Source organism: Pseudomonas asuensis (assembly GCF_014646755.1).
Classification (GTDB): Bacteria; Pseudomonadota; Gammaproteobacteria; order Pseudomonadales; family Pseudomonadaceae; genus Chryseomonas; species Chryseomonas asuensis.
Genome location: NZ_BMNW01000014.1, coordinates 75,007 through 98,646, shown reverse-complemented (window position 1 = coordinate 98,646; position 23,640 = coordinate 75,007). Strand labels below are relative to the sequence as shown.

Here is a 23,640-nt window from a genome sequence, read left to right as displayed (position 1 = left end):
GGGAGGCGTATTCTACACAAGCCCAGGGGCTTGTCAACCACGCTTCCCTCCTCCGCTGCCATCAGGCCTGGACCTGAACGCTACCGGACAGCTAAGTCATTGATCTACAAGACTTTTTGCCGTTCCGTTGCAGCGGAAGTGGGGCGCATTATAGGCCTATGAATCAGCAGGTCAAGCTTTATTTTAGCTTAGCCTTGGAACCTTTCTTCTGCTTTAGACGAGTGGATATAAAGGGCAAGCGAAGCATAAGCAGTAGAAGTCCTACTAGAGCATAGATGAGCCATTCACGGATGTCTGAGCGTACTATCCAAAACATATGCAGCAAGCCCATTATCAGTGCTACATAAACAAGACGATGCAAAGGCTTCCAGTGCTTGCCCAGCTTACGCATGCTAAATCGGTTGGACGTTAGCGCTAGAGGAAACAGCGTCAATAAAGCGATGAAGCCTACAATAATATAAGGACGCTTTTGTAATTCTCTCCCTAGACTAGAAAGGTCCAAGCCAAGTACGAAAACTAAATAAGAGCAGAAATGAAGCAGCGCGTAGGTAAAGGCCCATAACCCCAACTGGCGGCGAACGAGCATCCAACCTTTCCAATGCGTTACTTTCTGAAAAGGCGTCAAGCTGAGCGTTATCAGCAAAAGCACTAATGCCCCAAGGCCAAGCCTATCAATGATGACCTTACCGGGATCAGGTCCCAGCGCAAAACTCCATGCCTCATACAGCCAAATGCCAAGCACCGAGAGCGTGATCATAAAGACCGCTACCCGCCACATTCTCAACACCATCAATACTGCTTCCTCAGGTCCATGCCGGCATATAGGCTAGCCACCTCTTCCCCATAGCCGTTAAATATCTGCGTCTCTCGGATGTTAGGGCTAAACAGTCCACTAGGAAGCCTTCGCTCTTTAGCCTGACTCCAACGGGGGTGATCGACCTGAGGATTGACGTTGGCGTAAAAGCCGTACTCATTTGGCGCCATGCTTTGCCAGGTTGTCTGCGGCTGGTCACTTACCAAGCTGATGCGAACAATCGACTTTATACTTTTGAATCCGTATTTCCATGGCACGACTAGCCTAATAGGTGCGCCGTTCTGATTAGGCAGCACTCGTCCATACATGCCTACTGCCAATATAGCCAATGGATGCATGGCCTCATCCATACGCAGCCCTTCTCGATAGGGCCAATCCAGTAGAGAAAAACTGGAACGCTGCCCTGGCATATGCTGGGGATCATTCAATGTTTCAAAACGAACGTACTTAGCATTAGCTGTCGGTTCGAACTGCTTGATGACATCCGCCAGTGGTATACCTAGCCACGGGATAACCATGGACCACGCTTCGACACAACGCAGGCGGTATATCCTTTCTTCCAACCGCTTAGGCCGGATAATGTCTTCGAGCGAATAGGTACCTGGTTTACCTACTTCTCCGTCTACCTTGACAGTCCAAGGTTCGGTCACCATTTGCCCTGCATTGGCATAGGGATCACCTTTATCAGGACCGAACTCGTAAAAGTTGTTGTATTGCGTAACGTCCTTGAATGGCGTTATAGCTTCGCCCTTTACATCTACCGCTTTCCAATGGATAGCAGACTGGTTCTCAGTAAACCAATCAGGCGCCTTGCCTGGCTCCACATCTGAATAAACAGACCCATCAGCAAGTGCCCAGTTAGGCAGTGTGGCAACTGTGATGGCAGCGCCCGTCGCGCCCATAAATTGCCGACGAGATAGATAGATGGCTTCTGGTGTAATTTCAGATGGTTTGCAGGCAGAACGCAGAGGGACTTTGATCAGCATGGCAATCTCCACAGCGACTACTATCAATACGTAATGTCACTGTGGAGATAATCTGGCAATTAATCAATTGTGCGATTGCGATGACGGCGGAAGCGCATCAGTGCCTTGACAGGGCCAGATACTGCATACGCAAGGAAGCCTAGCAGTAGCACTCGTGGTGGATCAGTAAAAATAATGGCAAAGACCAGGACAGCTACAATGATACCTACGAAAGGAACCCGTCCTTTCATATCCAGAGTCTTGAAGCTCCAGTATTTGAAATTGCTGACCATAAGCATTCCAGCTGCGGCAACCATAAGCGCAACCAGGAAAGACAGTTTGGAGCCTTGAATACCAAAATCGCTGAAGCACCAAACGGTTCCAGCAACTAGTGCAGCGGCCGATGGACTTGCCAGGCCAATGAAATAGCGCTTATCAACAGAGCCAATCTGGGTATTAAAACGAGCAAGACGAAGCGCCGCTCCTGCTACATAAATAAACGCTACAGCCCAGCCTACATTACCCAGGCTGATCAAAGCCCACTCGAATGCAAGTATGGCTGGCGCTACTCCAAAAGCCACCATATCCGACAGCGAATCATATTGTTCACCAAATGCACTTTGAGTATTGGTTAAACGGGCGACTCGACCATCAAGACCGTCAAGGATCATGGCGATAAAGATAGCTGCAGCTGCCGCAGCAAATCCTATGGCTGCCTCCTCCGAATGCCCCTGAATGAAGGCAGTCTGTGCTGCGATGGACTTGATTATTGAATAAAGCCCGGCAAAAAGCGCAGCTGTCGTAAATAGGTTTGGAAGTAAGTACACACCTCGACGGCGAACCTTTCGTCCTTGGGCATCGTGTGTTTCTTCGAAATGCTCATCGACGGGAATAATGCTTTCAGTGCTTGAGGAAGCTGTTTCGTTAGCTTCGTCGGGACGCTCGCTCATGAAAATTCCTTGCATAGGACTTGAAGTCTTGGATGATCCCCTCCTCTCAGGGTTCATCCTTAACACGTTACAGCTTTTATATCAGAAGACGAGCTGAAACGAAAAAACGCGGCCGTGGCCGCGTTTTTCCGAAACTGAGATCAACAGGACCTTTGACAGCCCTAATGATTAGTTTTTGCTCTTGTCGACGATCTTGTTAGCAGAAATCCAAGGCATCATGGCGCGCAGTTTTTCACCGATCTGCTCAATACCATGCGCCGCATTATTGCGACGATATGCCGTCATGGATGGGTAGTTGCTTGCGCCTTCACTGATAAACATCTTGGCGTATTCACCATCCTGAATACGCTTGAGTGCATTGCGCATAGCCTGGCGAGATTCGGCGTTAATGATTTCAGGACCTGTCACGTACTCACCATACTCCGCATTGTTGGAGATGGAGTAGTTCATGTTGGCGATACCGCCCTCATACATCAGGTCCACAATCAGCTTCAGTTCGTGCAGGCACTCGAAGTAGGCCATTTCAGGAGCGTAGCCCGCTTCAACCAGCGTTTCGAAACCTGCTTTAACCAGCTCAACGGTACCACCACACAGAACAGCCTGCTCACCGAACAGGTCAGTCTCGGTCTCATCCTTGAACGTGGTTTCGATAATACCAGTACGGCCGCCGCCCACGCCGCAAGCGTAGGACAGGGCTACGTTCTTGGCATTGCCAGAGGCATCTTGATAAACAGCGATCAAATCAGGAATACCGCCGCCTTTAACGAACTCGGAGCGCACAGTGTGACCCGGTGCCTTTGGGGCAATCATGATGACGTCCAGATCTGCACGCGGTACAACCTGGTTGTAGTGAATCGCAAAGCCATGAGCAAACGCCAGGGTAGCGCCCTGTTTCAGGTTGGGCTCGATTTCATTCTTGTACAGTTGAGCCTGAAATTCATCAGGCGTCAGGATCATGATGACGTCGGAAGAGCTTACTGCTTCTGGAACACTCTTGACAGTCAAGCCAGCTGCTTCAGCCTTTTTGGCAGAGGCAGAACCTGGACGCAGTGCAACAACAACGTCCACACCTGAGTCTTTCAGGTTGTTTGCATGAGCGTGGCCCTGAGAGCCATAGCCGATAATGGCGACTTTCTTGCCCTGAATGATGGAAAGATCACAATCTTTATCGTAGTAAACGCGCATGAAATTCTCCTTAGAATTAGCCGCGTGGCTTTATCAATTTAAATGCTCAGAGCCTTGTCGCCACGGGAAATCCCTGTGACACCACTGCGTACAACTTCCAGAATAGACGTCGCACCGATTGCCTGGATAAAGCTATCGAGTTTCTCGCTCGTGCCCGCCAGTTGAATCGTATAGACGCTACTCGTTACATCTACTATTTGTCCACGGAAGATATCTGTGGTGCGCTTGACTTCATCGCGCTGAGCCCCGGCCGCCTTGACCTTGACTAGCAGAAGCTCTCGCTCAATATGAGAGCCCTCTGACAGATTTACCAACTTAACAACCTCGATCAGCTTGTTAAGGTTTTTGGTAATCTGCTCAATGGTTTCATCATGACCAACCGTTGTCAGCGTCAGACGTGAAAGCGTCGGATCTTCTGTCGGAGCGACTGTCAGGCTTTCGATGTTGTAGTTGCGCTGCGAAAACAGACCGACTACGCGGGATAATGCGCCGGGCTCGTTTTCTAGCAGAAGGGAAATGATATGCCGCATGATTAAGTCCGCTCCGTCTTGCTCAGCCACATTTCGCGCATCGATCCATCTTTAATCTGCATCGGATAGACGTGCTCACTGGTATCAACCTGAATATCCAGGAAGACCAGACGGTCCTTCATGGCAAAAGCCTCTTCCATCATGGGCTTGAGATCCGCCAGTCGTGTAATGCGCATACCGGCATGACCGTAAGCCTCAGCCACCTTGACGAAGTCAGGCAGTGACTCCATGTAGGAATGTGAGTAACGACTGTTGTACTGCATATCCTGCCACTGACGAACCATGCCCAGCGCCTGGTTGTTCAGAGTAACAATTTTGACAGGGAGGTCATATTGTAGACAGGTAGACAGCTCCTGAATGTTCATCTGGATACTGCCCTCGCCGGTTACACAGGCAACGTCAACATCCGGAAAGTTAAGCTTGACGCCCATGGCTGCAGGCAAGCCAAAGCCCATGGTGCCCAAGCCACCAGAGTTGATCCAACGGTTTGGCTTGTCATACAGGTAATACTGCGCCGCAAACATCTGATGCTGGCCTACATCAGAGGTAATGAATGCATCTCCACGGGTGACCTCGTAAAGCGTCTCGATTACCGTCTGCGGTTTGATGATGCTGCCATCGCCCTTGTCATAAGGGAACAAGCCGCCCTGCGAAGTGCGCCACTCCTCAATCTGCTTCCACCAGTTGGCTTGCGCCTCCGCAGCGGGCTTCTCGCCAATTTCCTTGAGAATAGCGACCATTTCCGTCAAGACGCTATCTACCGGCCCAACGATCGGCACGTCTGCCTTGATCATCTTGGAAATAGAGGCAGGGTCGATATCAATATGAATGATTTTGGCATTCGGACAGAAGCGCTTGGCACCATTGATGACACGATCATCAAAGCGGGCTCCTACAGCCAGGATGACGTCGCTGTGGTGCATCGCCAGATTGGCGGTATAGCTGCCATGCATGCCTAACATGCCCAGGAACTGACGATCACTGCCTGGAAAACCACCTAACCCCATCAGGGTGTTAGTGACTGGCAGATTGAGAGTCCTGGCAAGCTCGGTCAGTTGAGCGGCGCCATTTCCCATAATGACGCCACCACCGGCATACAGAATGGGGCGCTTGGCCGCCAGCAGCATCTCGGCTGCCTTGCGGATCTGTCCTGAGTGACCACGGACAGCAGGGTTATAGGACCGTAGCTTGACCTTCTTTGGATATACATATTCAAACTTTTCCGTAGGACTGGTCATGTCCTTTGGAATATCAACCACTACTGGGCCGGGACGGCCAGACTCCGCCAGATAGAAAGCCTTTTTCATGACCTCTGGAATTTCGCAGGGGTGCTTGATCATGAAACTGTGCTTAACGATGGGGCGGGAAATGCCCACCATGTCGACTTCCTGAAATGCATCGGAGCCGATCATGTTGCTGCCGACCTGGCCAGACAGGATCACCATTGGAATGGAATCCATATATGCCGTAGCAATACCTGTAATGGCATTGGTGGCCCCTGGGCCCGACGTTACCAGAACGACGCCAGCCTTTCCGGTCGCACGCGCATAACCATCCGCCATATGCGTAGCTGACTGCTCATGGCGAACCAGAATATGGGTGACTGCTTTTTCTTTGAACAGGGCATCGTAGATGTGCAGCAGTGCGCCACCGGGATACCCGTAGATGTATTTAACGCCTTCGTCACGCAAAAAACGGACGACCATTTCAGCGCCGGATAAGAGCTCCACGTTTCACCTCTCAACGCAATACGAGCGCCCACGAGTGGGCTGTCGGGGTTCGATCGACTGCAAGGCAGAGCATGGGCGACGGTGATCGCCGACGGGACAGCTGCCAAGAAAGCCGTGTTGGAAGAGCTCTAGAGTTACCAAGTTCTTCCACCCAGCGCGAGGTAACGCGTTGCGGGTATGACTGCGGCGGCGCGGGTAGGCACCTCATGGTCTGCCGAGAAGCTAGCTTTGGGCTGGCTTTCTACAGCGAACCTTGGATTCTTCGCATTCAGCCGGTGCAAGTCAAGCCGTCTATGCACTTAATTTATGCACAGATCAAAGTCTCATTTTTTGAGAGCAAGTTTCGCTATAGTAGAACCCTCTAACCCTTACGCTAAAGGATTCAACATGTGGCGTACGTTTTTAGCCATTAGCAGCGCCTTTGTCTTGATGGGCTCCGTTCACGCCGCTCAGGTTTACAAGTGGGTCGATGCTCAAGGAGTAACCCACTTCAGTGCACAACCACCAGCTGACCACAGTGCCGATGAAATGAAGGTAAAACCAGCGCCTAGCCTTTCAGGCCAACCTAATGCGTCTGGAGCCGGAAGTGGTGCTGGCGATACGGTGAATAATGCTGCACAGCGCTCCATTGAGCAGAAGGTTCAGCAAGACGTCCGGGAGCAAGAAAGGAAGCGTGAGGAGTACTGCAAATCTGCGCGAACCAATCTGGCACAGTTACGCAGTAATCCTCGGGTCATGGTTGAAGAAGGCCGGGGCCAGATGAGGCGGCTCACTGAAGAAGAACGCCAGCAGCGCATTAGTGAAGCTGAATTCTCTATCAATCAAAACTGTAATTAGGCTTTAGCGATGTTCGATCAACCGATCGAACTCGCCTAGTGCATCTAGTAGCGCAGCCACGTTATGCGTATCGCTTTGATAGACCACCTCAGCCATGGGGCGAATGCCTGAGCGCTCAGGCAGCCCGCTATCTGACTCAATGATAATCTTCATACGCGGCAGAAAAATCCACTGAAGCCATTGTGCAAAGTTAAGGGTGTCTACACAGAAGGGCTCTTGACTGGCCAAGTCCTGGGCAGTGGGCGATACACTCTCCCACCACCCCAGGATGCGCAGCTCCCTCTCGATCAGAAGCAGTTGCTCTGCCAAATCAGACAATCGAGCGTCCATCAGGCACCCACCTTGGCGCGCTGGCGTGCTGTTGCAGCGCCTGCAGCATCGCCTTGGCGTTCACGGGACTGCGCAATCAACTCCCATAAGCTGGCCTGTAAAGCAGGCCGTCCATTGGCATAGGTCAATCCGCGCCTAGCCAACTGCTCAGCCTGTGCAGCATCACCCTGGGCCAGACGGACTTCAGCCAGCCGATACAATACTTGAGGCTCTCGGGGCGCAATACGCATCGCCCTTTCCAGGCTTGAAGACGCGCCGTTAAGGTCACCGCCTCCCTGTTGCTGCTGCGCAGTCGTCAGCAAGGCTAACAATGGCCCATCCAACTGTTCGTCGGCCGACAGCGTATTGCTGCGACCGGAAGGAATACCCGTGGGCGCGCTGGGTACTGGCTGGGGCGCTGAATAGCTATCGTATCCCTGAGCAGCAGGCGCGCCGGCTGAAGGCCCTATAGTGATAGGGCCCGTGGAGATGGGTGCAGTAGCTGGAGCTGCCGCAAATGTCTGGATGGGTGCCGGGTTATCACCTGGCACCATAACCGTGACACCGCCATCCTGTGGTTGGGGCGCCTGGGCTGCCATGGGTGGTGGTGCGTTAGTTGGCATACGACCGCCATTGCGCGTCAGCTCCTGATTGGAAACCGGCGTACTTGAATCGACGACCGGAATGGCGCCTTGCTGTGGTGTAGCGCAACCCGCCAGAATTACTGTAGCGGCCAGTGCCGCCCATACCGCTTTAGTCACGTTCTACCCTCTTAGTTCAACCAACCGCGGACCCAGTCCATGACAGAGTCGGAAGGGTTTTGTCCACCACATGCCAGCCCTGGAGGAGGCTCACTACCCTGAATATAGGGCATTTGGACCGCGCCAGGGCAATTTGGATCAGTTCCCTGACCTGTAGCCGGATTAACCCATGCCTGAACAATGTTATCGGGCAAAGGCAGATCCAGTGACGTTGGCTTGGCACGCTTCATAAAGCCAGTCCATACCTGCAGTGCACCTGTAGCACCCGTCAGTGGTGTCTTGCCGTTGTCATCACGACCGAGCCAGACCACTGCAAGCAGATCCTGACTGAAACCTGAGAACCAACTGTCTCGCGAATCATTGGTCGTACCGGTCTTACCTGCAAGATTCAAGGAAGAAGGTAGCTGGTTATAGACCGAACGAGCCGTGCCCTCGCGCATGACGCGCTGCATCGCGTATTGAGTTAGATAAATAGCTCCCGGATCGAAACGCTGTTGAATCTGGAACGGATAACGCTTGAGCGGCTCACCATCAGAAGCCAGCACACTTCGAATGCTGCGCAGCGGCGTATTGAAGCCCCCGTTGGCAAGCGTCTGATACATGGTGGCGACCTCTATAGGTGTCAGTGCGCCGGCCCCTAGAAGCGTTGATGGATAAGGTGGCAGCGAGCGGCTCACACCCAGGCGCTCAACCGTCTTGAGCACCTCAGGCACGCCTAAATCCAAGCCCAGTCGAGCTGTAGACAGGTTGTAGGAGTGTGCCAAACCTTGATATAGGAAAACCGTACCGTGGGCGTTACGTTCGTAATTCTGCGGTCGCCAGATCTGGCCATCACCGGTTTTAACGGAGAAAGGCTCATCCTTGATGAAGGTTGTCAGGGTGTACTGACTTGGTCGCTCCAATGCCGTCAGGTATACCGCAGGCTTGATGATCGAGCCCACCTGCCGAACCGCATCCAGTGCTCGGTTGTAGCCGGCAAAGCGAGGATCACGTCCGCCCAGCAACGCCTGAACCTCTCCGGTTTCCGGATTGGTAACAACCATGGCCGCTTCGATATTTTCGACACCTTTGCGGCCATCCAGACGCTTCAAGGCCTCGGTCATAGCAGTTTCGGCTTTGAGCTGAAGAATTGGATCGAAGCTGGTGAAAATACGTAACCCTTCACCGGTCAAGTCTTCTTCCCGATAGTCCTGCTGGAGCTGGCGCTTAACAAGATCGATAAATGCCGGATAAGAGCTGTTTGTCAGCGATCCTGCTTTACTGATTCCCAGGGGGCGTTGCTTGGCCGCTTCGGCGTCCTCTTTTGTCACTGCACCCTGCTCGGCCATCAGATCAATGACCAAGTTACGTCGGGCTAGAGCACGCTCCGGATAACGTCTCGGATTGTAATAGGAAGGCCCTTTGACCATCCCAACCAGCAGAGCTACCTGGTGTAACTTGAGCTCAGATAACGGTTGGCTGAAAAAATACTGGCTGGCTAGACCAAAGCCATGAATCGCACGGGTACCATCCTGCCCCAGGAAAACCTCGTTAAGGTAAGCCTGAAGGATTTCGTTTTTGTCGTAGTGCAGCTCAAGCAATACTGCCATCAAGGCTTCAGTAAGCTTACGCGTCAGGCTGCGCTCACTGGTGAGATAAAAGTTCTTGACCAGCTGCTGAGTCAATGTACTTCCACCCTGACGCAACTGGCCTGTTGTGATGTTGATCCAGGCGGCTCGGCCAATCGACTTCAGCGAAACGCCATGGTGATCCCAAAACTCGCGGTCCTCGACCGAGACCAGTCCATTGATGAGCGCAGGCGGGACTTGATCCAGCTTAACGAGGATGCGGTCTTCATTGTGGGCAGGATATATCCCCCCGATCATGAGCGGCTCAAGACGCGCCACGGCCAGCTCCGAGCCATCCTTGCTGCTTAGGCCCGAGACAAAGTCACCCGAAAAACTCACCTTGATCGAGCGAGGTGGTTCTTCGCCTTCGTAAAACTGAAAGCCGCGGGTATCCAGCTCAACGCTGGAGCCAGCCACCGAGACGTCACCCGGCCCCTGAATTGCCTTCTCGCGACGATAGCCCAGCGCATCAAGCTCGGTCAGAAAGTCATCTTTGCTGAGTTTGAGCCCTGTAAACAGCTCAAGCGGCCGCGCATAGACCTTGGCAGGAACCATCCAGCGCTTGCCGGAAAACTTCTCCTGCACGATGGCATCAAGATAGATAGAAAATCCCGCAAGGACGACCAAGCCCACCAGGCCTAATTTAAGAGCCCAGCCAGACAGGGAGCGCCAGTTGAAGAATTGGCGAGACGGTTTTTTTGAGCGAGAGGATCGGGTGCGTTTCATGGCGGCGCATTATACGCACTTTGCATCTAGCGGGCAGACGCCAGCCAGCGGTTTGCAGGGTCACTCACAGCAGCCATAATGGCGATCACTTTTTATTGCTACGCTAAGGACCGCTTGTGAGTCAGACCCTGATCGCTGCGTTGCAGAACCCGGCCCTTTATCCACACCCGGTTACCGCGTTCAACGTTATTGAGACGCATATTTCCTGGGTGGTACTGACTGGAGAATATGCTTACAAAATCAAGAAACCAGTGAACTTCGGCTTTCTTGACTTCACCGATCTGAATGCCAGAGGCCACTTTTGTCGTGAAGAGCTACGCCTCAACCAGCGCCTGACTGAGGGGCTATATCTGGATGTCGTTCCTATTACTGGCACTGCCGAAGCGCCTCAAATAGCAGGAGAAGGCCCGGTTATCGAGTATGCCATCAAGATGCGCGAGTTTCCTCAGAGTCAGCTCTTGAGCGAAATGGAAAAGCGTGGCGAACTCACCGAGCAACATATCGATGCCTTGGCCGAGCAGATTGCGCGCTTCCATTTGAGCGCACCCGTGGTTGGCGCTACTAATGAGCTAGGGTCACCTGACTCAGTAATGGCCCCTGTGCGCCAGAACTTTGAGCAGATCCGTCCAATGCTTGAGCATACAGAAGATCTTGCTCAATTGGATCACTTGGAAGCCTGGGCGGAAGAGCATTTCGCTCGTTTGCACCCTCTGTTCGAGCGGCGCAAAAATGAAGGATTTATTCGCGAGTGTCACGGGGACATCTATCTGGCCAACGTGACTCAGCTGGACGGACAGGTCGTGCTCTTTGACTGTATCGAGTTCAATGAGCCCTTCCGCATGACGGATGTGATCGCCGACACCGCCTTTTTGGCAATGGATCTGGAAGATCGCAAGCACAAGGCGCTGGCCCATCGCTTCATTAACGCCTATTTCGAACGGACTGGTGATTACGACGGCCTCTACGTCCTGCCGTTTTACAAGGCTTACCGGGCCATGGTGCGGGCTAAGATCAACCTATTCCAGTATGGCCAGGCATCCGACCCGGCCCAAAAAGCTGAAATTCTAGCGCGCTATCGCAACTATGCGTCTCTGGCTGAAAGCTACTGTGCCATTCCATACTGCCTCCTGGCTATTACACATGGTGTATCAGCTGTAGGCAAAAGCAGTGCGGCCCTTAAATTGGTGGAGACACTAGGCGCCATTCGTCTTCGATCGGATGTCGAGCGCAAGCGTCTGATCAAAAGTGAAGCGCCGGAGGTGCTCTATAGCGCCGAGTCGGGAAGGGCGACTTATGATCACTTGCATCATGTAGCGGCAAATATCCTTCAGGCAGGGTATCCGGTTGTCTTGGATGCCACCTACCTGAAGCAGGCCCAACGTGAAGCGGCCGCTGAAGTGGCAGAAACAGCGGCCGTCCTGTTCCTGATCATCGATTGTTATGCTCCGGATACCGTCATTGCCCAGTGGCTGGCCGAACGCCAAGCTGAAGGTCGTGATCCATCTGATGCGACTCTGGCAGTCATACAAGCCCAGCAGCAAGGTCGTGAGCCACTAACAGAACAGGAACTGATTCGGACACGCCGTGTTGATATGACTGATCCGGCCAACCTGGATGTGCTCATCAAAGCCATGCAAGATAAGCTTCCGGTCAACTAACTGCAGGTTCCACACATCGTTTCTTCCTCCAGCGCCTGGAGAGGCCGCTACACTGAAGAGGTACTCAGGCGAGTGCATTCAGTGAGCACTAGGCAAAACGGGCCTGGAGGGCACGATGAGTAATGACTTACTGTTGTTGAAGAATCTCGGCAAGACGTCAGTACTTTGGTTACACGCTGTTGGTATCCGTACAGTAGATGAACTGCGTAATCGAGGTTCAGCGGGAGCTTACATGGCGGTATGTGCACGTGGTTTTCGGACTTCGAAAGTTCTGCTTTATGCCTTAGAGGGCGCTCTGCTCAACATTCACTGGAATGAACTGACGCCTCAGCACAAACAGGCCCTCCTCGCTCAGGCCAGAGCCTTGGCCCAAGAACACGAGATAGCTCACAAGCTCCGTTCATGAGGATTTACGCCGCCCATCAGCTTGCTTATTGTGCGAGCTATTTCACACCTCTGACATAAAGGATTCAGGGCTATGTATCTCCTTGGTGAGCAGCCTACCTATGCCGATCAGTTGATCAGCCGTCTACAGGGTATACCGGCGCAGTTGCTCGGGGGACTCTCCCCTTCAGGCGAGCCCATCTCTGTCTATTGCCTGTATGGCTTGAGTGAGCTTGAGCCAGCCAATCATCTCTTTCTGATACAGAAAGGCATGGTGCATGCCCAAGTAGAGGGACGTCCTCTTTTCTATTTACAGGAAGGTGATTTGCTAGGCATGAGGCAAGGCCTGGATCTTCCCGAATGCCTGTATACCAGTGATGAGCCCGTCACACTCATTCCTTATCGGCGCTCGGATGTTTTCCGGCATATCCATAGCAACGAACAGCGCCAGGAGTTACTACTCCAATACCTTATTGGACAAAATGCGCTGCTTTCCGATGCCTTGGTCAGACTGAAGCCTCAAGAAGTGCGCCCAAGTACAGGCTTTAAACAGTTTGCCCCGGGCGAAGAGCTTATCCGTCAAGGTGACGAAGCTGACCACGTTTTTATCATCATTGAAGGTCATGCCGAAGCACGGGTGAATGATCAGAAGGTTGGCGACGTATGCAAGGATGAAATCTTTGGCGCCATGGCCGTCTTTACGCAGGAAAAGCGTAATGCGACCGTTGTAGCAACTGAGCCCTGTACGGTCATGATCATTCCCAAAGATCAATTCCTGAGCCTGATGTATAGCACGCCACGTATTGCTCATAACCTCATTGAAAACATGGCTCGGCGTATTGATCTTCTTAATAAGGAAGTCACCCAGTTACGCCAGCAGATCAAACCCTAAGCCTGCTTTCTATCTGAGAATAAGAAATATTCTCAGATAGCTTGACATGAGAATGAGAACGTATATTATTTAAATCAACTGGTCGCGAGACTGGTTCTGATAACTGAGAGACTAGCAGGTCGGCCTTTCAGGTTATCTCCTCATCAGGCTAATCACGGTTTCGACCCGGCTCTGCCGGGTCTTTTTTTGCCTGTCACAAACTCAGTTGCTTATGACTGTATCGAGAACCAGCTTGACCATCTGGTGAAAGTCTTCCTGCCGGGCTTCTGGACTCAGGTGCTCTGAGGTCAGTAAGTGGTCACTTACCGTCAGAACGGCCAGCGCCTGTCGATTAAGGGAAGCGGCCAGCCCATAGAGTCCTGCTGCTTCCATCTCTACAGCTAGCACCCCCATCGCCTGCATAGACTCGAAGGCAATGTTGTTAGGCTCATAGAACAGGTCCGCCGAAAACACATTGCCTACCCGAACCGGGATATTTTGTGAGTTAGCTGTAGCTACCGCAGCCTGAAGAAGCTCGAAGTCAGCAATCGCCGCATAGTCAAAACCGCCGAAACGCTTGCGATTGACAACAGAGTCCGTACAGGCCCCCATTGCAATGACGATGTCACGCAAGCCAATCTCAGGTTTGACTGAGCCGCAGCTACCGACCCGGATGATTCGCTTGACGTCGTATTGGGTATACAGTTCATGCGCATAAATGGAGAGCGATGGAATACCCATGCCAGAGCCCATGACGGAGATGCGCCGCCCTTGATAGGTCCCAGTAAAGCCCAGCATATTGCGGACGCCCGTAACTTGCTGAGCGTCTTCCAGATGGTGTTCGGCAATCATGCGAGCTCGCAAAGGGTCGCCGGGCATCAGTACCGTGTCGGCAAAATCGCCTGGTTGCGCCTCGATATGCGGCGTTGGCATCAGGTTGCTCCTACGTGATCTAGTTTTTAAGAAAGAAATGATGTGCCATGAGCAAAGGCTTGCAGGCCGAAATAGTCCGCAAGCGTTTGCCCTATGTCAGCAAAGGTTTGTCGCTCGCCCAGAGAACCTGCTGTTATGCCAGCGCCATAGGCCAGTACCGGAATGTGTTCACGTGTGTGGTCACTGCCAGCTTGTGTAGGATCACATCCATGATCGGCAGCCAGTACCAACAACGTGTCTGAATCCAACTGCTTCAATAACTCCGGCAGGCGCGCATCAAATGCCTCAAGCGCCGCTGCATAGCCAGCCGTATCACGACGGTGCCCATAGAGCATGTCGAAATCCACGAAGTTGGCAAAGACAAGACTGTTATCAGGCGCCTCCTGATAGGCTTGGAGCGTGGCGTTGAAGAGCGCTTCGTTACCCTCCCCTTTATACAGTCGGCTTATCCCGCGATGCGCAAAAATGTCGCCAATCTTGCCTACGGCATGAACAGTCCCGCCCGCCTGCGTTAAGCGGTCCAGCAACGTTGGCTCATGGGGAGGTACCGCATAGTCGCGACGATTACCCGTACGGCGAAAATCACCAGCTCGCTCACCAACGAAGGGTCGTGCAATCACACGTCCCACATTGTAGTCATCGCATAAAGCTCGAGCGATCTCACATACAGCAAGGAGTCGGTCGAGCCCAAAGTGGGTTTCATGGGCAGCAATCTGGAAAACACTGTCTGCTGATGTGTAACAAATCGGCTTGCCCGTACGTATGTGCTCTTCGCCTAACTCGTCTAGAACCGTTGTTCCCGAAGCATGACAGTTGCCCAGTAGGCCAGGCAGCGCTGCCTTGTGAATAAGTGCTTCCAGCAACGCGGGTGGAAAAGTATGAGTACGCTCAGGAAAATATCCCCAGTCGAACAAGACTGGCACCCCCATCATTTCCCAGTGACCTGAGGGTGTATCTTTACCGGAAGACAGCTCACGCGCATAACCATACGCGCCTTCTGGAACAAGATCAGTACTAAACCCTGGTGGAAATGACCCGCCGCTGGCATATGCCGCATGGCCCAGTCCTAATCTGGCCAGGTTAGGTAAATGCAGGAGCCCATGACGATGGCTGTTATCAGCCTCCCCACGCTGACAGGCTTCGGCAATATGCAGCAGCGTATTGGCTCCTGCATCACCAAACCGGGCAGCATCGGCGCAGGCGCCTATTCCAAAGGAATCCAGAACCAGCACAATTGCTTTTTTCATCTGACGGCCCTACAAACGTTCATGAATCAGCTTGTTTAGAGAGGATGAAGTTCCCACCTGATAGGCCATTTGAAGTGTTTGGATCGCTTCGGCAGCGCTTGCCTCATCGCGAGCATGGACCCATCCCAGCGGCTGCTCGGCTTCTACCGTCTCCCCTACGAATGCCAGCTCACTGAAGCCCACAGAAAGATCTATCTCATCTTCAGGTCGACGACGCCCTCCTCCCAGTGCAACAACTGCCAGGCCGACCGCGCGCGTATCAATAGCAACAATAGTCCCAGGCGTCTTTGGCCATACCGGCCTGATGACAGGGGCGGCAGGCAGGTAGCGCTCGGGCGCCTCAATCAGATCTTCCGGGCCACCCAGAGCAGTAATCATTCGAGCAAACCTTTGTAAGGCTGCCCCGCTTTGCCATACATCCATCAGCTGTTGCCGAGCGGCATCAGGCGAATCTGCCAGCTTAGCCATAACCAGAATTTCTTCGGCCAAAGCCAGGGTGACGTCCCAAAGTCGAGAGCTGCGAATCTCGCCTTTTAACAAGGCGATGGTTTCAGCAATTTCCAGAGCATTACCCGCACTTCGTGATAGCGGCTGATTCATATCTGTCACCAGCGCACGTGTTTTCACTCCGGCACCGTTGGCAACGGCTACAATACTTTCGGCCAGCGCATGCGCCTGCTCAGCATCAGCCATAAAAGCACCATTACCGGTCTTTACATCCATAACCAGTACATCCAGCCCAGCGGCTAGCTTTTTAGCCAGGATAGAGCCAGTGATGAGGTCTATGGATTCGACCGTTCCGGTGACATCACGAATGGCATAAAGCCGCTTGTCAGCTGGGGCAAGGTCAGCGGTCTGACCGATAATGGCGCAGCCTACCTCTGCAACGATTTCCCTAAGCCGCTCGGAAGTCGGTTGGCAGTCATAGCCGGGAATGCTTTCCAGCTTATCCAACGTACCGCCTGTATGGCCCAGCCCACGGCCTGAAATCATTGGCACGTAGCATCCGCAAGCAGCCAAAAGAGGCGCCAATGGCAAGCTGACCATGTCTCCCACACCGCCCGTTGAGTGCTTGTCGACCACCGGACCGGGTAGGTTCCATTGAAGAACCTCGCCTGAGTCACGCATTGCCGCTGTAAGCGCAATGCGCTCTTCAATAGTCATCCCCTTGATCAGGACAGCCATAGCGAACGCTGCGATTTGGCCTTCACTCAAACTGCCGTCCGTGATCCCTTCAATAAACCGTTGGATATCTACCGCATCCAAAACCAGTCCATCGCGCTTGCGGCGAATAACCTCTTGAGCCAACCACATGTCAGCGGTTCTCCTTGGCACATACGTTCCCATATGCCTCACCGGCGGTTTGGCATTCAATCACTAACCGATACGTCATGCGATGCTCCAAATGAAATAGCCGGTCTCAAAGAGCGATGAAAAACCCAGCAATAGCAGCGCTCATCAGATTAGATAAGGTGCCAGCAATAACCGCTTTTACTCCAAGCCGGGCCAAATCCTGTCGCCGGCTAGGTGCCATTACACCAAGACCACCTAATAAAATGCCGATGGAAGACAAGTTGGCAAAACCGCATAGCGCAAATGTCGTAATGATTTGAGTACGCTCAGACAATACCTGCCGACCAGCCTCAAGCGCTTTGACTGGATCGATGTAGTTCGATAGATCCACATAGGCAACAAACTCGTTAAGTACGATTTTCTGCCCAATCAAACCTCCGGCCTGCATCGCTTCACTCCACGGTACGCCTAGAACGTAGGCTAGCGGTGCAAAGACGTACCCCAGCAGAAGCTGCAGACTGAATTGGGGATAGCCAAACAAGCCCCCGACCCAGCCCAGGAGCCCGTTGACCAGGGCGATGAGAGCAATGAATACCAGCAACATGGCACCTACATTCAACGCCAGCGTCAGACCACTCGAAGTGCCGACCGCGGCCGCATCAATAACATTTGCTGGCTTTTCAGTCTGAGTGTCTAGCACATCCCTCAACGTATCGTGAGGTGTTTCGGTTTCAGGCACGATGAGCTTGGCCATTAGCAGCCCGCCAGGCGCAGCCATGAAACTTGCTGCAATCAGGTATTTAAGATCGATACCGAGGCTTGCATAGCCAATCAATACTGAGCCGGCGACAGATGCCACACCGCCGACCATCACGGCAAACAACTCCGACTTTGTCATATTGGCAATGAAAGGTCGCACCACTAGAGGCGCCTCTGTCTGCCCCACGAATATATTCGCAGTGGCCGACATGGATTCGGCTCGGCTTGTTCCCAGCAACCAGCGCAGCGGCGTACCAATGAGGCGGATGATCAAGGTCATGATGCCCAGATAGTAGAGAACAGAGATAAAAGCGCTGAAAAAGACAATGACCGGCAATACCTTAAGCGCAAAGATGAAGCCCCCACTCCCAAATAACTCGAACATCTTGGGGCTGCTCAGGCCACCGAAGAGAAAATCAATGCCTTGGTTGGCATACCCCTGCAGGGATGAAACAGCATTCGAAGCAGTCGCTAATGTTGACTGACCCCAAGGCACATATAGCGCAAAAGCCCCAAGTACCACTTGAAGAGCAAAGGCCCATAAAACAGTGCGTGGCTTGATCGCACGTCGATGACTCGATAACGCAATGGCAATTGCAACAAGCACTGCCATTCCGACTAGACTGATCATGGTGTTTTCTCCGAACACACGGGCTGACCTTGAGTGCCGACCCGAACAGTCGGACCACTTTCGGCGATTTAGAAAGAATCAAAAGCGCCTGGCAGCAATTCCTTGAGCGTCCAGACCTTGGTCAACGCCGGGTCACTTCCCTGGCAGACGACGACCGCATCGGGTGCCATCAGCTCAATCAAGACTTGCCGGCAAGCACCGCAGGGACTGATCAGCGGAACCTTGGGCGCGTAAACCGCAATAGCTTTAAAGCTACGAGGCGGCAGTCCCTGGCTGATTGCAGAAAACAGCGCACTACGCTCGGCGCAATTGGTAAGGCCGAAGGAAATGTTCTCAACATTGGTGCCTCGAATTACCTGTCCGTCGGCAGTCAACAGTGCGGCCCCTACAGGGAATTCCGAATAAGGGGAATAGGTCTGAGCGGCGGCCTGTTTGGCCTCCGTCAGCAACGCCTCATGCTCTACATCGGCATGTTCATTCATGGAAAACCACCTCGACAATCAAAGGGCCGGTACTTTATACGTTCCGGCCAAAACTGATAGATCAGAATTGATAACCAACGCCCAAGTAATAGCCCCAGCCATCAGAGCGCGCGCGGAACGGACCTTCGCCAAAATCCAGCTGAGTACCATCCTTCCACTGGCCGCCGTTATGGAAATAACGCCCTACGGCCATAAAGCGTAAGTGTGTAAAGGAATACAGCAGAACGTTAGTGGCTACCGTGGCGTTGGCAGTACGTGCAGGGCCGGCCTTATCGTGCAGGTCCGAGCCAAAGTCGAAGTTGGTAAAACCGATATACGTCAGTGAAGCCCCATTATCGAACTTGCCCAGCGGCAGGATGTATTTCAGCTGCGCACGGTAACCGTCCCAGGAGTTTTCATTTGCTGCTCCATAGTTCTCCCACTGGCGACGTACATAGAAGTTGGCCGACAGGTTGACAGGCGTACCGGTCTCAATATCGGTTCCAAAACCGCTGTACAGGGTGTTACCGCGATTTTCCCTGTTGCGTCCGTGATCGTAGATCCAGTCAAAGGCGACATAAAACTCCTTGAACGGACCAAACCCCAGCTTGCGCCCTACCAACTCATCGATAGAGATCCGAGGCTCGTGCTCCATAAATACAGGCGAGCCCTTATCAAAGACCCCCTTATCATGGCTGTTACCAATCCCCAGCACTTTGGGGATGTCGATATAACCATAGAGCTCGAAGGGCCCCTTGCGCCCGAAGTACTCGTATTCCAGATAGATATCGTCGACGGGTTGCGGGCCGAAACTAATGTCTTTGCTGCCAATCAGTGTCACGTTCTGGTTGTACCAGGAGGACAGGTAGGTCCCCTTTTCCGACTGGGCTATCTCATAGCTGAGATCTTCGCCCTGGGCGCTCTGCTCTCCTTGTGCTGGAGGTGTAGCCGCTAATACAGGCAAGCAAACGCCTGCTATTAGCGAAAGACCCAGCAAGACCTTTTGTGCTCGTTGAGTAGAGGATGAACGTGAGAAGAGACAAGATGTAACGGCGTGCTCCAATGTTGCGCTCCTTCAAAGGTTTACATCACCCTCCCGATCAGGCAAAGCAAAGGCATAGGCTTTATCCCGCCGTGAGTGACAGCATTACGAAAAGGTTACGTATGGATACATTTTTAAAGTGGGAGGGAGCGCAAGCACGGGGTATGCCAAACCTGACTTCTTAGACAGGATTTATTTAAAGGCCCTCTAATGGCTTGGGTTTTCCTGCGTGAGCCGAAGCCAAGCGGTCTGATTGTGCTAAACCTAGTAATCGACGCACCGTTATGAGTCACTCATGCCCTGTAAGAGTACAACTGCTACAGGGCAGCATTCGCTCCGCTTTGGAGTTAAATCAAGACATCGAGCCGACGTGTCAAATGCAATGATTGTGGCGTGACGTCTGCACCATAGGCCAGAATTTCAACTCCAGCCTCCAATGCCTCACGCAAGGCACGCCCGTAGGCAGGATCGATGTCATCAGCGGAGCGAACCGCCTCGATGCCCGTAAGGTTGACGCAGTACAGGAGTACCGCACGTGCCCCTGCATGCGCCAGCGCCGACAACTCACGTAAGTGCTTGGCGCCTCGTACCGTGACGGCGTCTGGAAAAGCCGCTACACAGCCCATGTCGTAGCCGAGCGTCACACTCTTAACCTCGACGAAAACATCTCCCGCAGGATAAGTCAGACGAAAATCCGCACGGCTGTTTTCAGCGCCGTAGGCTACCTCTCGACGTAACACGCTAAAGCCGGCAAGCTCTGGAATCGTGCCGGCCAGCAATGCTTCCTCTACCAGCCGATTCGCCCTGCCAGTATTAATGCAGGCGAGTCGCCCCTGGGGGGTCTCTACAAGCTCCCACGTCCCGGGGAGCTTGCGTTTCGGGTCACTGGAGCGACTGAACCAGACGCGAGCGCCTTCTGCCTGACAGTTAAGCATCGAGCCTGTATTGGGGCAGTGAATCGTCAGGCGTTCGCCTGTAACTGTCTCGATATCGGCCAGAAAACGCTTGTAGCGCCGGATCAGGTGCCCCTCTTCAAGGGGTGGATCAAAATACATGGATTGTTTCCATTTAAATCATTCAAGGGCGCCAGGTCTTGAGACCACGAGCGATGCGCGCTACAGCCTCCTCCAGCCGTGGCAGGCTTTGAGTGTAGGCAAAGCGGACATGCTGTCCGGCGCGGTAGCGTCCAAAGTCGAGCCCAGGAGTGAATGCTACGTGCTCGGTCTCAATGAAGTGTTGGCAGAAAGCATAGGCGTCGCCGCCAAAGGCAGACATATCGGCGTAGAGATAGAACGCTCCCTCCGGCTCAACCTCAATACCAAAACCCAACTCCCGCAATGCTGGTAGCAGGAAGTCACGACGCTGTTGGAAGGCTGCACGTCGCGACTCAAAGATTTCGATTGCCTCCGGCCTGAAACAGGCCAGGGCAGCGTGCTGGGCAACTGTCGGCGCGCTGATATACAGGTTTTGCGCCAGCTTTTCGAGTTCAGGAATGGCCTCAGGAGGAGCCACCAGCCAGCCCAACCGCCAGCCAGTCATACCAAAATACTTGGAGAAACTGTTCAGGACAAAGGCCTCGTCATCGACCTCCAGTACGCTTGTTGCATCAAGCCCGTAGGTTAAGCCATGATAGATCTCATCCACCACCAGATGCCCGCCACGCGCCGACAGACTCTTGGAAAGCGCTGCCAATTCATCCTTATGCAAAACAGTTCCTGTTGGATTGGCTGGCGATGCCACCAGAGCGCCTACGCTGTCCTGGGTCCAGTGAGCGTCGACAAGCTCAGGTGTTAACTGGTAGCGCGTCTCGGGCCCGGCCGGTACCAATTGAGCAGCGCCCTCAATCAGGCGCAGGAAATGACGGTTACAAGGGTAGCCCGGATCTGCCATCAGCCAGTGCTTGCCCGGATCAACCAGAAGTGCACTGGTTAGCAGAAGCGCACCAGAGCCTCCCGGCGTGATCATAATGCGCTCAGGATCAACGTTAAGGTTGTAACGCTCAGCATAGAATCCAGCAATGGCCTGGCGTAGCTCAGGCAGGCCGCGTGCTGCAGTGTAACGCGTATTACCACTTGCCAGGGCGGCTTGCCCGGCCTGGATAATCGGTTCTGCCGTCGTAAAATCCGGCTCTCCGATTTCCAGGTGAATGACATCATGCCCAGCCGCCTGTAACTGATTGGCACGAGCCAGCAGTGCCATGACATGAAAGGGCTCAATGGCACGACTGCGCGCACTAAATGATTTGGTCATGGTCTATCCGAACTTGTTAGAAAGAGGGGATTCTAACCAAGGCTATAAAGACGACACCAATACATATAGCTCGAGCAAGACCCACAAGATATGCCTTGGAGCTTGATAACAAGAACTTCAGGTAGTAGCGCCGCACCAAGGCTTCTGGTAAGTTCGCCCGCTTGCATCCGCGGGGGCCTCTTGCCCAGTAGACGTATCCAGCCTGCGGACAGGATTAGCGAAAGTGAGAGGGTCATCCATGGCGACCGACGAAAAACAGCAAAACACACCTTTGACCCGTGGCTTCGAACCTTTTCAGGAGGAGTCAGGCGAGGAGTACATGAGTGAGCGCATGCGTGCCCATTTCACTAATATCCTCAATAAATGGAAACAGGAACTGCGGGAAGAAGTAGACCGCACTGTAAGTCACATGAAGGAAGACGCCGGCAGCCATGCCGACCCGGCCGACCGTGCGACCCAGGAAGAAGAGTTCAGCTTCGAGCTACGTACCCGTGATCGTGAGCGCAAGCTGATCAAGAAAATCGACGAGACGCTTCAGCTGATCGAAGACAACGAATACGGCTGGTGCGACTCTTGCGGTATCGAAATCGGTATCCGCCGCCTTGAAGCCCGTCCGACTGCCAGTCTGTGCATCGACTGTAAGACCCTGGCGGAAATCAAGGAAAAGCAGATCGGTTCCTAACCGGTTCAAGGGGCGCTCAGGCGCCCCGCTTTGCTTTTACAGCTTACCTTTCTTACACATGACAACCTCTTCCTATATAGGCCGGTTTGCTCCGACACCTAGCGGCTATCTGCACTTTGGCTCACTGGTTGCTGCCGTTGCGTCTTATCTTGATGCTCGTGCGGCAGGTGGCCTCTGGCTTGTACGCATGGAAGATCTTGATCCGCCTCGTGAAGTACCAGGTGCCCAAAAAGCCATTCTGGAAACACTGGAACGCTACGGCTTCGAGTGGGATGGCCCTGTAGCACGGCAAAGCGAACGTCATGAAGCGTATGAAGTTACAGTTACGCGCCTATTGCAAAGCGGTCTGGCCTACGCCTGCACCTGCTCACGTAAGCAGCTGGAAGGCTATGGGGGACTGTATCCAGGGCACTGCCGTAATGCTCAGCACCCCTACGAAAATGCAGCCATACGCATTCGCGTGCCTGAACTGACGTACGCGTTTACCGACAGGGTCCAAGGCGAATTCCGCCAGCATCTTGGCCGGGAGGTGGGTGATTTTGTCATTCGCAGGCGTGATGGCTTGTTTGCCTATCAGCTTGCTGTGGTACTGGATGATGCCTGGCAAGGCATTACCGATATTGTTCGAGGCGCAGACCTTCTGGACTCCACACCACGACAACTGTATCTGCAAGAACTCCTGGGTTTTTCTCAGCCTCGCTACCTGCACGTTCCACTGATCACCCAGCCTGACGGGCACAAGCTAGGCAAATCCTATCGCTCTCCTCCTCTTCCTCCTGACCAGGCCGGGCCGCTACTGCTCAGAGCCCTACGTGCGTTAGGTCAGCAGCCACCGCCCGAACTCCACGAGGCCAGTGCTCAGGAGATTCTGGCTTGGGGTATCCGCTCGTGGCAGCCTGCCCGCATCCCACATACCCATATGCTTGCCGAAGCTCAACTTCAGTAACGGCACGTACATTCTCAAAGCGAATAAGGTAAGGCCTGCGCTAACGGGTGCAGGATTACCCATCCATCG

General features: G+C 53.3%; 23 protein-coding genes. 6 read left to right on the top strand and 17 right to left on the bottom strand.

What is annotated here, in order from left to right; genetic code table 11:
• Window positions 1-178 precede the first annotated feature (178 nt).
• The 6 genes from msrQ to IEX86_RS22115 form a co-directional block, all read right to left on the bottom strand.
• Window positions 179-790, bottom strand: a complete 612-nt coding sequence (msrQ, locus tag IEX86_RS22140; protein WP_188868315.1) for a protein-methionine-sulfoxide reductase heme-binding subunit MsrQ — start codon at window positions 788-790, stop codon at window positions 179-181.
• Complete coding sequence (gene msrP, locus IEX86_RS22135; protein WP_188868312.1) at window positions 790-1,800, bottom strand: protein-methionine-sulfoxide reductase catalytic subunit MsrP; 1,011 nt, start codon at window positions 1,798-1,800, stop codon at window positions 790-792. The genes msrQ and msrP overlap by 1 nt, the downstream gene beginning before the upstream one ends.
• Window positions 1,801-1,859: 59 nt before the next feature.
• A complete protein-coding gene (pssA, locus tag IEX86_RS22130) occupies window positions 1,860-2,729 on the bottom strand; it encodes a CDP-diacylglycerol--serine O-phosphatidyltransferase (protein WP_188868310.1) in 870 nt (289 codons plus the stop codon).
• Window positions 2,730-2,897: 168 nt separating this feature from the next.
• On the bottom strand, window positions 2,898-3,914 hold the full coding sequence (gene ilvC, locus IEX86_RS22125; protein WP_188868309.1) for a ketol-acid reductoisomerase: 1,017 nt from the start codon (window positions 3,912-3,914) through the stop codon (window positions 2,898-2,900).
• A gap of 38 nt (window positions 3,915-3,952) precedes the next feature.
• Window positions 3,953-4,444 (bottom strand): acetolactate synthase small subunit, encoded by a 492-nt coding sequence (gene ilvN / locus IEX86_RS22120; RefSeq protein ID WP_188868307.1) that lies wholly within the window; start codon window positions 4,442-4,444, stop codon window positions 3,953-3,955.
• Window positions 4,445-4,446: 2 nt separating this feature from the next.
• The gene (locus IEX86_RS22115; protein ID WP_188868305.1) at window positions 4,447-6,174 is read right to left on the bottom strand and encodes an acetolactate synthase 3 large subunit; all 1,728 of its coding nucleotides are present in this window, start codon (window positions 6,172-6,174) and stop codon (window positions 4,447-4,449) included.
• Between the two features lie 387 nt (window positions 6,175-6,561).
• On the opposite strand from IEX86_RS22115, the gene IEX86_RS22110 reads away from it, so the two are divergent.
• The gene (locus IEX86_RS22110) at window positions 6,562-7,011 is read left to right on the top strand and encodes a DUF4124 domain-containing protein (protein ID WP_188868304.1); all 450 of its coding nucleotides are present in this window, start codon (window positions 6,562-6,564) and stop codon (window positions 7,009-7,011) included.
• Between the two features lie 3 nt (window positions 7,012-7,014).
• Here the strand turns inward: IEX86_RS22110 and IEX86_RS22105 are convergent, their stop codons facing one another.
• Genes IEX86_RS22105 through mrcB form a run of 3 tightly spaced genes read right to left on the bottom strand, consistent with a single transcriptional unit; the run spans window position 7,015 to window position 10,414 of the window.
• Complete coding sequence (locus IEX86_RS22105; protein ID WP_188868302.1) at window positions 7,015-7,341, bottom strand: YqcC family protein; 327 nt, start codon at window positions 7,339-7,341, stop codon at window positions 7,015-7,017.
• Complete coding sequence (locus IEX86_RS22100) at window positions 7,341-8,081, bottom strand: tetratricopeptide repeat protein (RefSeq protein ID WP_188868300.1); 741 nt, start codon at window positions 8,079-8,081, stop codon at window positions 7,341-7,343. Before IEX86_RS22100 ends, IEX86_RS22105 begins: the two co-directional genes overlap by 1 nt.
• Before the next feature lie 11 nt (window positions 8,082-8,092).
• Window positions 8,093-10,414, bottom strand: coding sequence for a penicillin-binding protein 1B (gene mrcB / locus IEX86_RS22095; protein ID WP_188868299.1), 2,322 nt, complete (start codon window positions 10,412-10,414; stop codon window positions 8,093-8,095).
• 116 nt (window positions 10,415-10,530) lie between these two features.
• Here mrcB and IEX86_RS22090 point away from each other — a divergent pair, with 116 nt between their 5' ends.
• The 3 genes from IEX86_RS22090 (at window position 10,531) to IEX86_RS22080 (ending at window position 13,348) form a co-directional block, all read left to right on the top strand.
• A complete protein-coding gene (locus IEX86_RS22090; protein ID WP_188868297.1) occupies window positions 10,531-12,072 on the top strand; it encodes a bifunctional aminoglycoside phosphotransferase/ATP-binding protein in 1,542 nt (513 codons plus the stop codon).
• Window positions 12,073-12,187: 115 nt separating this feature from the next.
• The gene (locus IEX86_RS22085) at window positions 12,188-12,478 is read left to right on the top strand and encodes a TfoX/Sxy family protein (RefSeq protein WP_188868296.1); all 291 of its coding nucleotides are present in this window, start codon (window positions 12,188-12,190) and stop codon (window positions 12,476-12,478) included.
• Between the two features lie 72 nt (window positions 12,479-12,550).
• Window positions 12,551-13,348: a Crp/Fnr family transcriptional regulator gene (locus tag IEX86_RS22080; RefSeq protein ID WP_188868295.1), complete on the top strand. Its 798-nt coding sequence runs from the start codon at window positions 12,551-12,553 to the stop codon at window positions 13,346-13,348.
• A 201-nt stretch (window positions 13,349-13,549) separates the two neighbouring features.
• Here IEX86_RS22080 and deoD read toward each other — a convergent pair whose 3' ends face one another.
• The 8 genes from deoD to IEX86_RS22040 all read right to left on the bottom strand — a co-directional run bounded on the left by deoD (window position 13,550) and on the right by IEX86_RS22040 (window position 21,943).
• Entirely contained in the window at window positions 13,550-14,260 is a 711-nt protein-coding gene (gene deoD, locus IEX86_RS22075; RefSeq protein WP_188868294.1) for a purine-nucleoside phosphorylase, read from the bottom strand.
• 26 nt (window positions 14,261-14,286) lie between these two features.
• On the bottom strand, window positions 14,287-15,507 hold the full coding sequence (locus tag IEX86_RS22070) for a phosphopentomutase (protein ID WP_188868293.1): 1,221 nt from the start codon (window positions 15,505-15,507) through the stop codon (window positions 14,287-14,289).
• A 9-nt stretch (window positions 15,508-15,516) separates the two neighbouring features.
• Complete coding sequence (gene deoA, locus IEX86_RS22065) at window positions 15,517-16,821, bottom strand: thymidine phosphorylase (RefSeq protein WP_188868292.1); 1,305 nt, start codon at window positions 16,819-16,821, stop codon at window positions 15,517-15,519.
• Between the two features lie 106 nt (window positions 16,822-16,927).
• Window positions 16,928-18,190 carry a NupC/NupG family nucleoside CNT transporter gene (locus IEX86_RS22060; protein ID WP_229685444.1) on the bottom strand — a complete coding sequence of 421 codons (1,263 nt, stop codon included), beginning with the start codon at window positions 18,188-18,190 and terminating at the stop codon, window positions 16,928-16,930.
• Between the two features lie 68 nt (window positions 18,191-18,258).
• Window positions 18,259-18,672, bottom strand: a complete 414-nt coding sequence (locus IEX86_RS22055; protein WP_188868291.1) for a cytidine deaminase — start codon at window positions 18,670-18,672, stop codon at window positions 18,259-18,261.
• 61 nt (window positions 18,673-18,733) lie between these two features.
• Window positions 18,734-19,648, bottom strand: coding sequence for a nucleoside-specific channel-forming protein Tsx (locus IEX86_RS22050; RefSeq protein ID WP_229685445.1), 915 nt, complete (start codon window positions 19,646-19,648; stop codon window positions 18,734-18,736).
• A 392-nt stretch (window positions 19,649-20,040) separates the two neighbouring features.
• Entirely contained in the window at window positions 20,041-20,748 is a 708-nt protein-coding gene (gene sfsA / locus IEX86_RS22045) for a DNA/RNA nuclease SfsA (protein ID WP_188868289.1), read from the bottom strand.
• Between the two features lie 22 nt (window positions 20,749-20,770).
• Window positions 20,771-21,943, bottom strand: coding sequence for a pyridoxal phosphate-dependent aminotransferase (locus IEX86_RS22040; protein WP_188868288.1), 1,173 nt, complete (start codon window positions 21,941-21,943; stop codon window positions 20,771-20,773).
• Between the two features lie 238 nt (window positions 21,944-22,181).
• On the opposite strand from IEX86_RS22040, the gene dksA reads away from it, so the two are divergent.
• Window positions 22,182-22,625, top strand: a complete 444-nt coding sequence (gene dksA, locus IEX86_RS22035) for an RNA polymerase-binding protein DksA (RefSeq protein ID WP_188868287.1) — start codon at window positions 22,182-22,184, stop codon at window positions 22,623-22,625.
• Between the two features lie 58 nt (window positions 22,626-22,683).
• On the top strand, window positions 22,684-23,571 hold the full coding sequence (gene gluQRS / locus IEX86_RS22030; protein ID WP_188868286.1) for a tRNA glutamyl-Q(34) synthetase GluQRS: 888 nt from the start codon (window positions 22,684-22,686) through the stop codon (window positions 23,569-23,571).
• The last annotated feature ends 69 nt before the right edge of the window (window positions 23,572-23,640 follow it).

Bases quoted from the DNA above. Each gene is read 5' to 3' on its own strand.
- msrQ (WP_188868315.1), bottom strand. From the start codon at position 790: ATGGTGTTGAGAATGTGGCGGGTAGCGGTCTTTATGATCACGCTCTCG.
- msrP (WP_188868312.1), bottom strand. From the start codon at position 1,800: ATGCTGATCAAAGTCCCTCTGCGTTCTGCCTGCAAACCATCTGAAATT.
- pssA (WP_188868310.1), bottom strand. From the start codon at position 2,729: ATGAGCGAGCGTCCCGACGAAGCTAACGAAACAGCTTCCTCAAGCACT.
- ilvC (WP_188868309.1), bottom strand. From the start codon at position 3,914: ATGCGCGTTTACTACGATAAAGATTGTGATCTTTCCATCATTCAGGGC.
- ilvN (WP_188868307.1), bottom strand. From the start codon at position 4,444: ATGCGGCATATCATTTCCCTTCTGCTAGAAAACGAGCCCGGCGCATTA.
- IEX86_RS22110 (WP_188868304.1), top strand. From the start codon at position 6,562: ATGTGGCGTACGTTTTTAGCCATTAGCAGCGCCTTTGTCTTGATGGGC.
- IEX86_RS22105 (WP_188868302.1), bottom strand. From the start codon at position 7,341: ATGGACGCTCGATTGTCTGATTTGGCAGAGCAACTGCTTCTGATCGAG.
- mrcB (WP_188868299.1), bottom strand. From the start codon at position 10,414: ATGAAACGCACCCGATCCTCTCGCTCAAAAAAACCGTCTCGCCAATTC.
- IEX86_RS22085 (WP_188868296.1), top strand. From the start codon at position 12,188: ATGAGTAATGACTTACTGTTGTTGAAGAATCTCGGCAAGACGTCAGTA.
- IEX86_RS22080 (WP_188868295.1), top strand. From the start codon at position 12,551: ATGTATCTCCTTGGTGAGCAGCCTACCTATGCCGATCAGTTGATCAGC.
- deoD (WP_188868294.1), bottom strand. From the start codon at position 14,260: ATGCCAACGCCGCATATCGAGGCGCAACCAGGCGATTTTGCCGACACG.
- IEX86_RS22070 (WP_188868293.1), bottom strand. From the start codon at position 15,507: ATGAAAAAAGCAATTGTGCTGGTTCTGGATTCCTTTGGAATAGGCGCC.
- deoA (WP_188868292.1), bottom strand. From the start codon at position 16,821: ATGTGGTTGGCTCAAGAGGTTATTCGCCGCAAGCGCGATGGACTGGTT.
- IEX86_RS22060 (WP_229685444.1), bottom strand. From the start codon at position 18,190: ATGATCAGTCTAGTCGGAATGGCAGTGCTTGTTGCAATTGCCATTGCG.
- IEX86_RS22055 (WP_188868291.1), bottom strand. From the start codon at position 18,672: ATGAATGAACATGCCGATGTAGAGCATGAGGCGTTGCTGACGGAGGCC.
- sfsA (WP_188868289.1), bottom strand. From the start codon at position 20,748: ATGTATTTTGATCCACCCCTTGAAGAGGGGCACCTGATCCGGCGCTAC.
- IEX86_RS22040 (WP_188868288.1), bottom strand. From the start codon at position 21,943: ATGACCAAATCATTTAGTGCGCGCAGTCGTGCCATTGAGCCCTTTCAT.
- dksA (WP_188868287.1), top strand. From the start codon at position 22,182: ATGGCGACCGACGAAAAACAGCAAAACACACCTTTGACCCGTGGCTTC.
- gluQRS (WP_188868286.1), top strand. From the start codon at position 22,684: ATGACAACCTCTTCCTATATAGGCCGGTTTGCTCCGACACCTAGCGGC.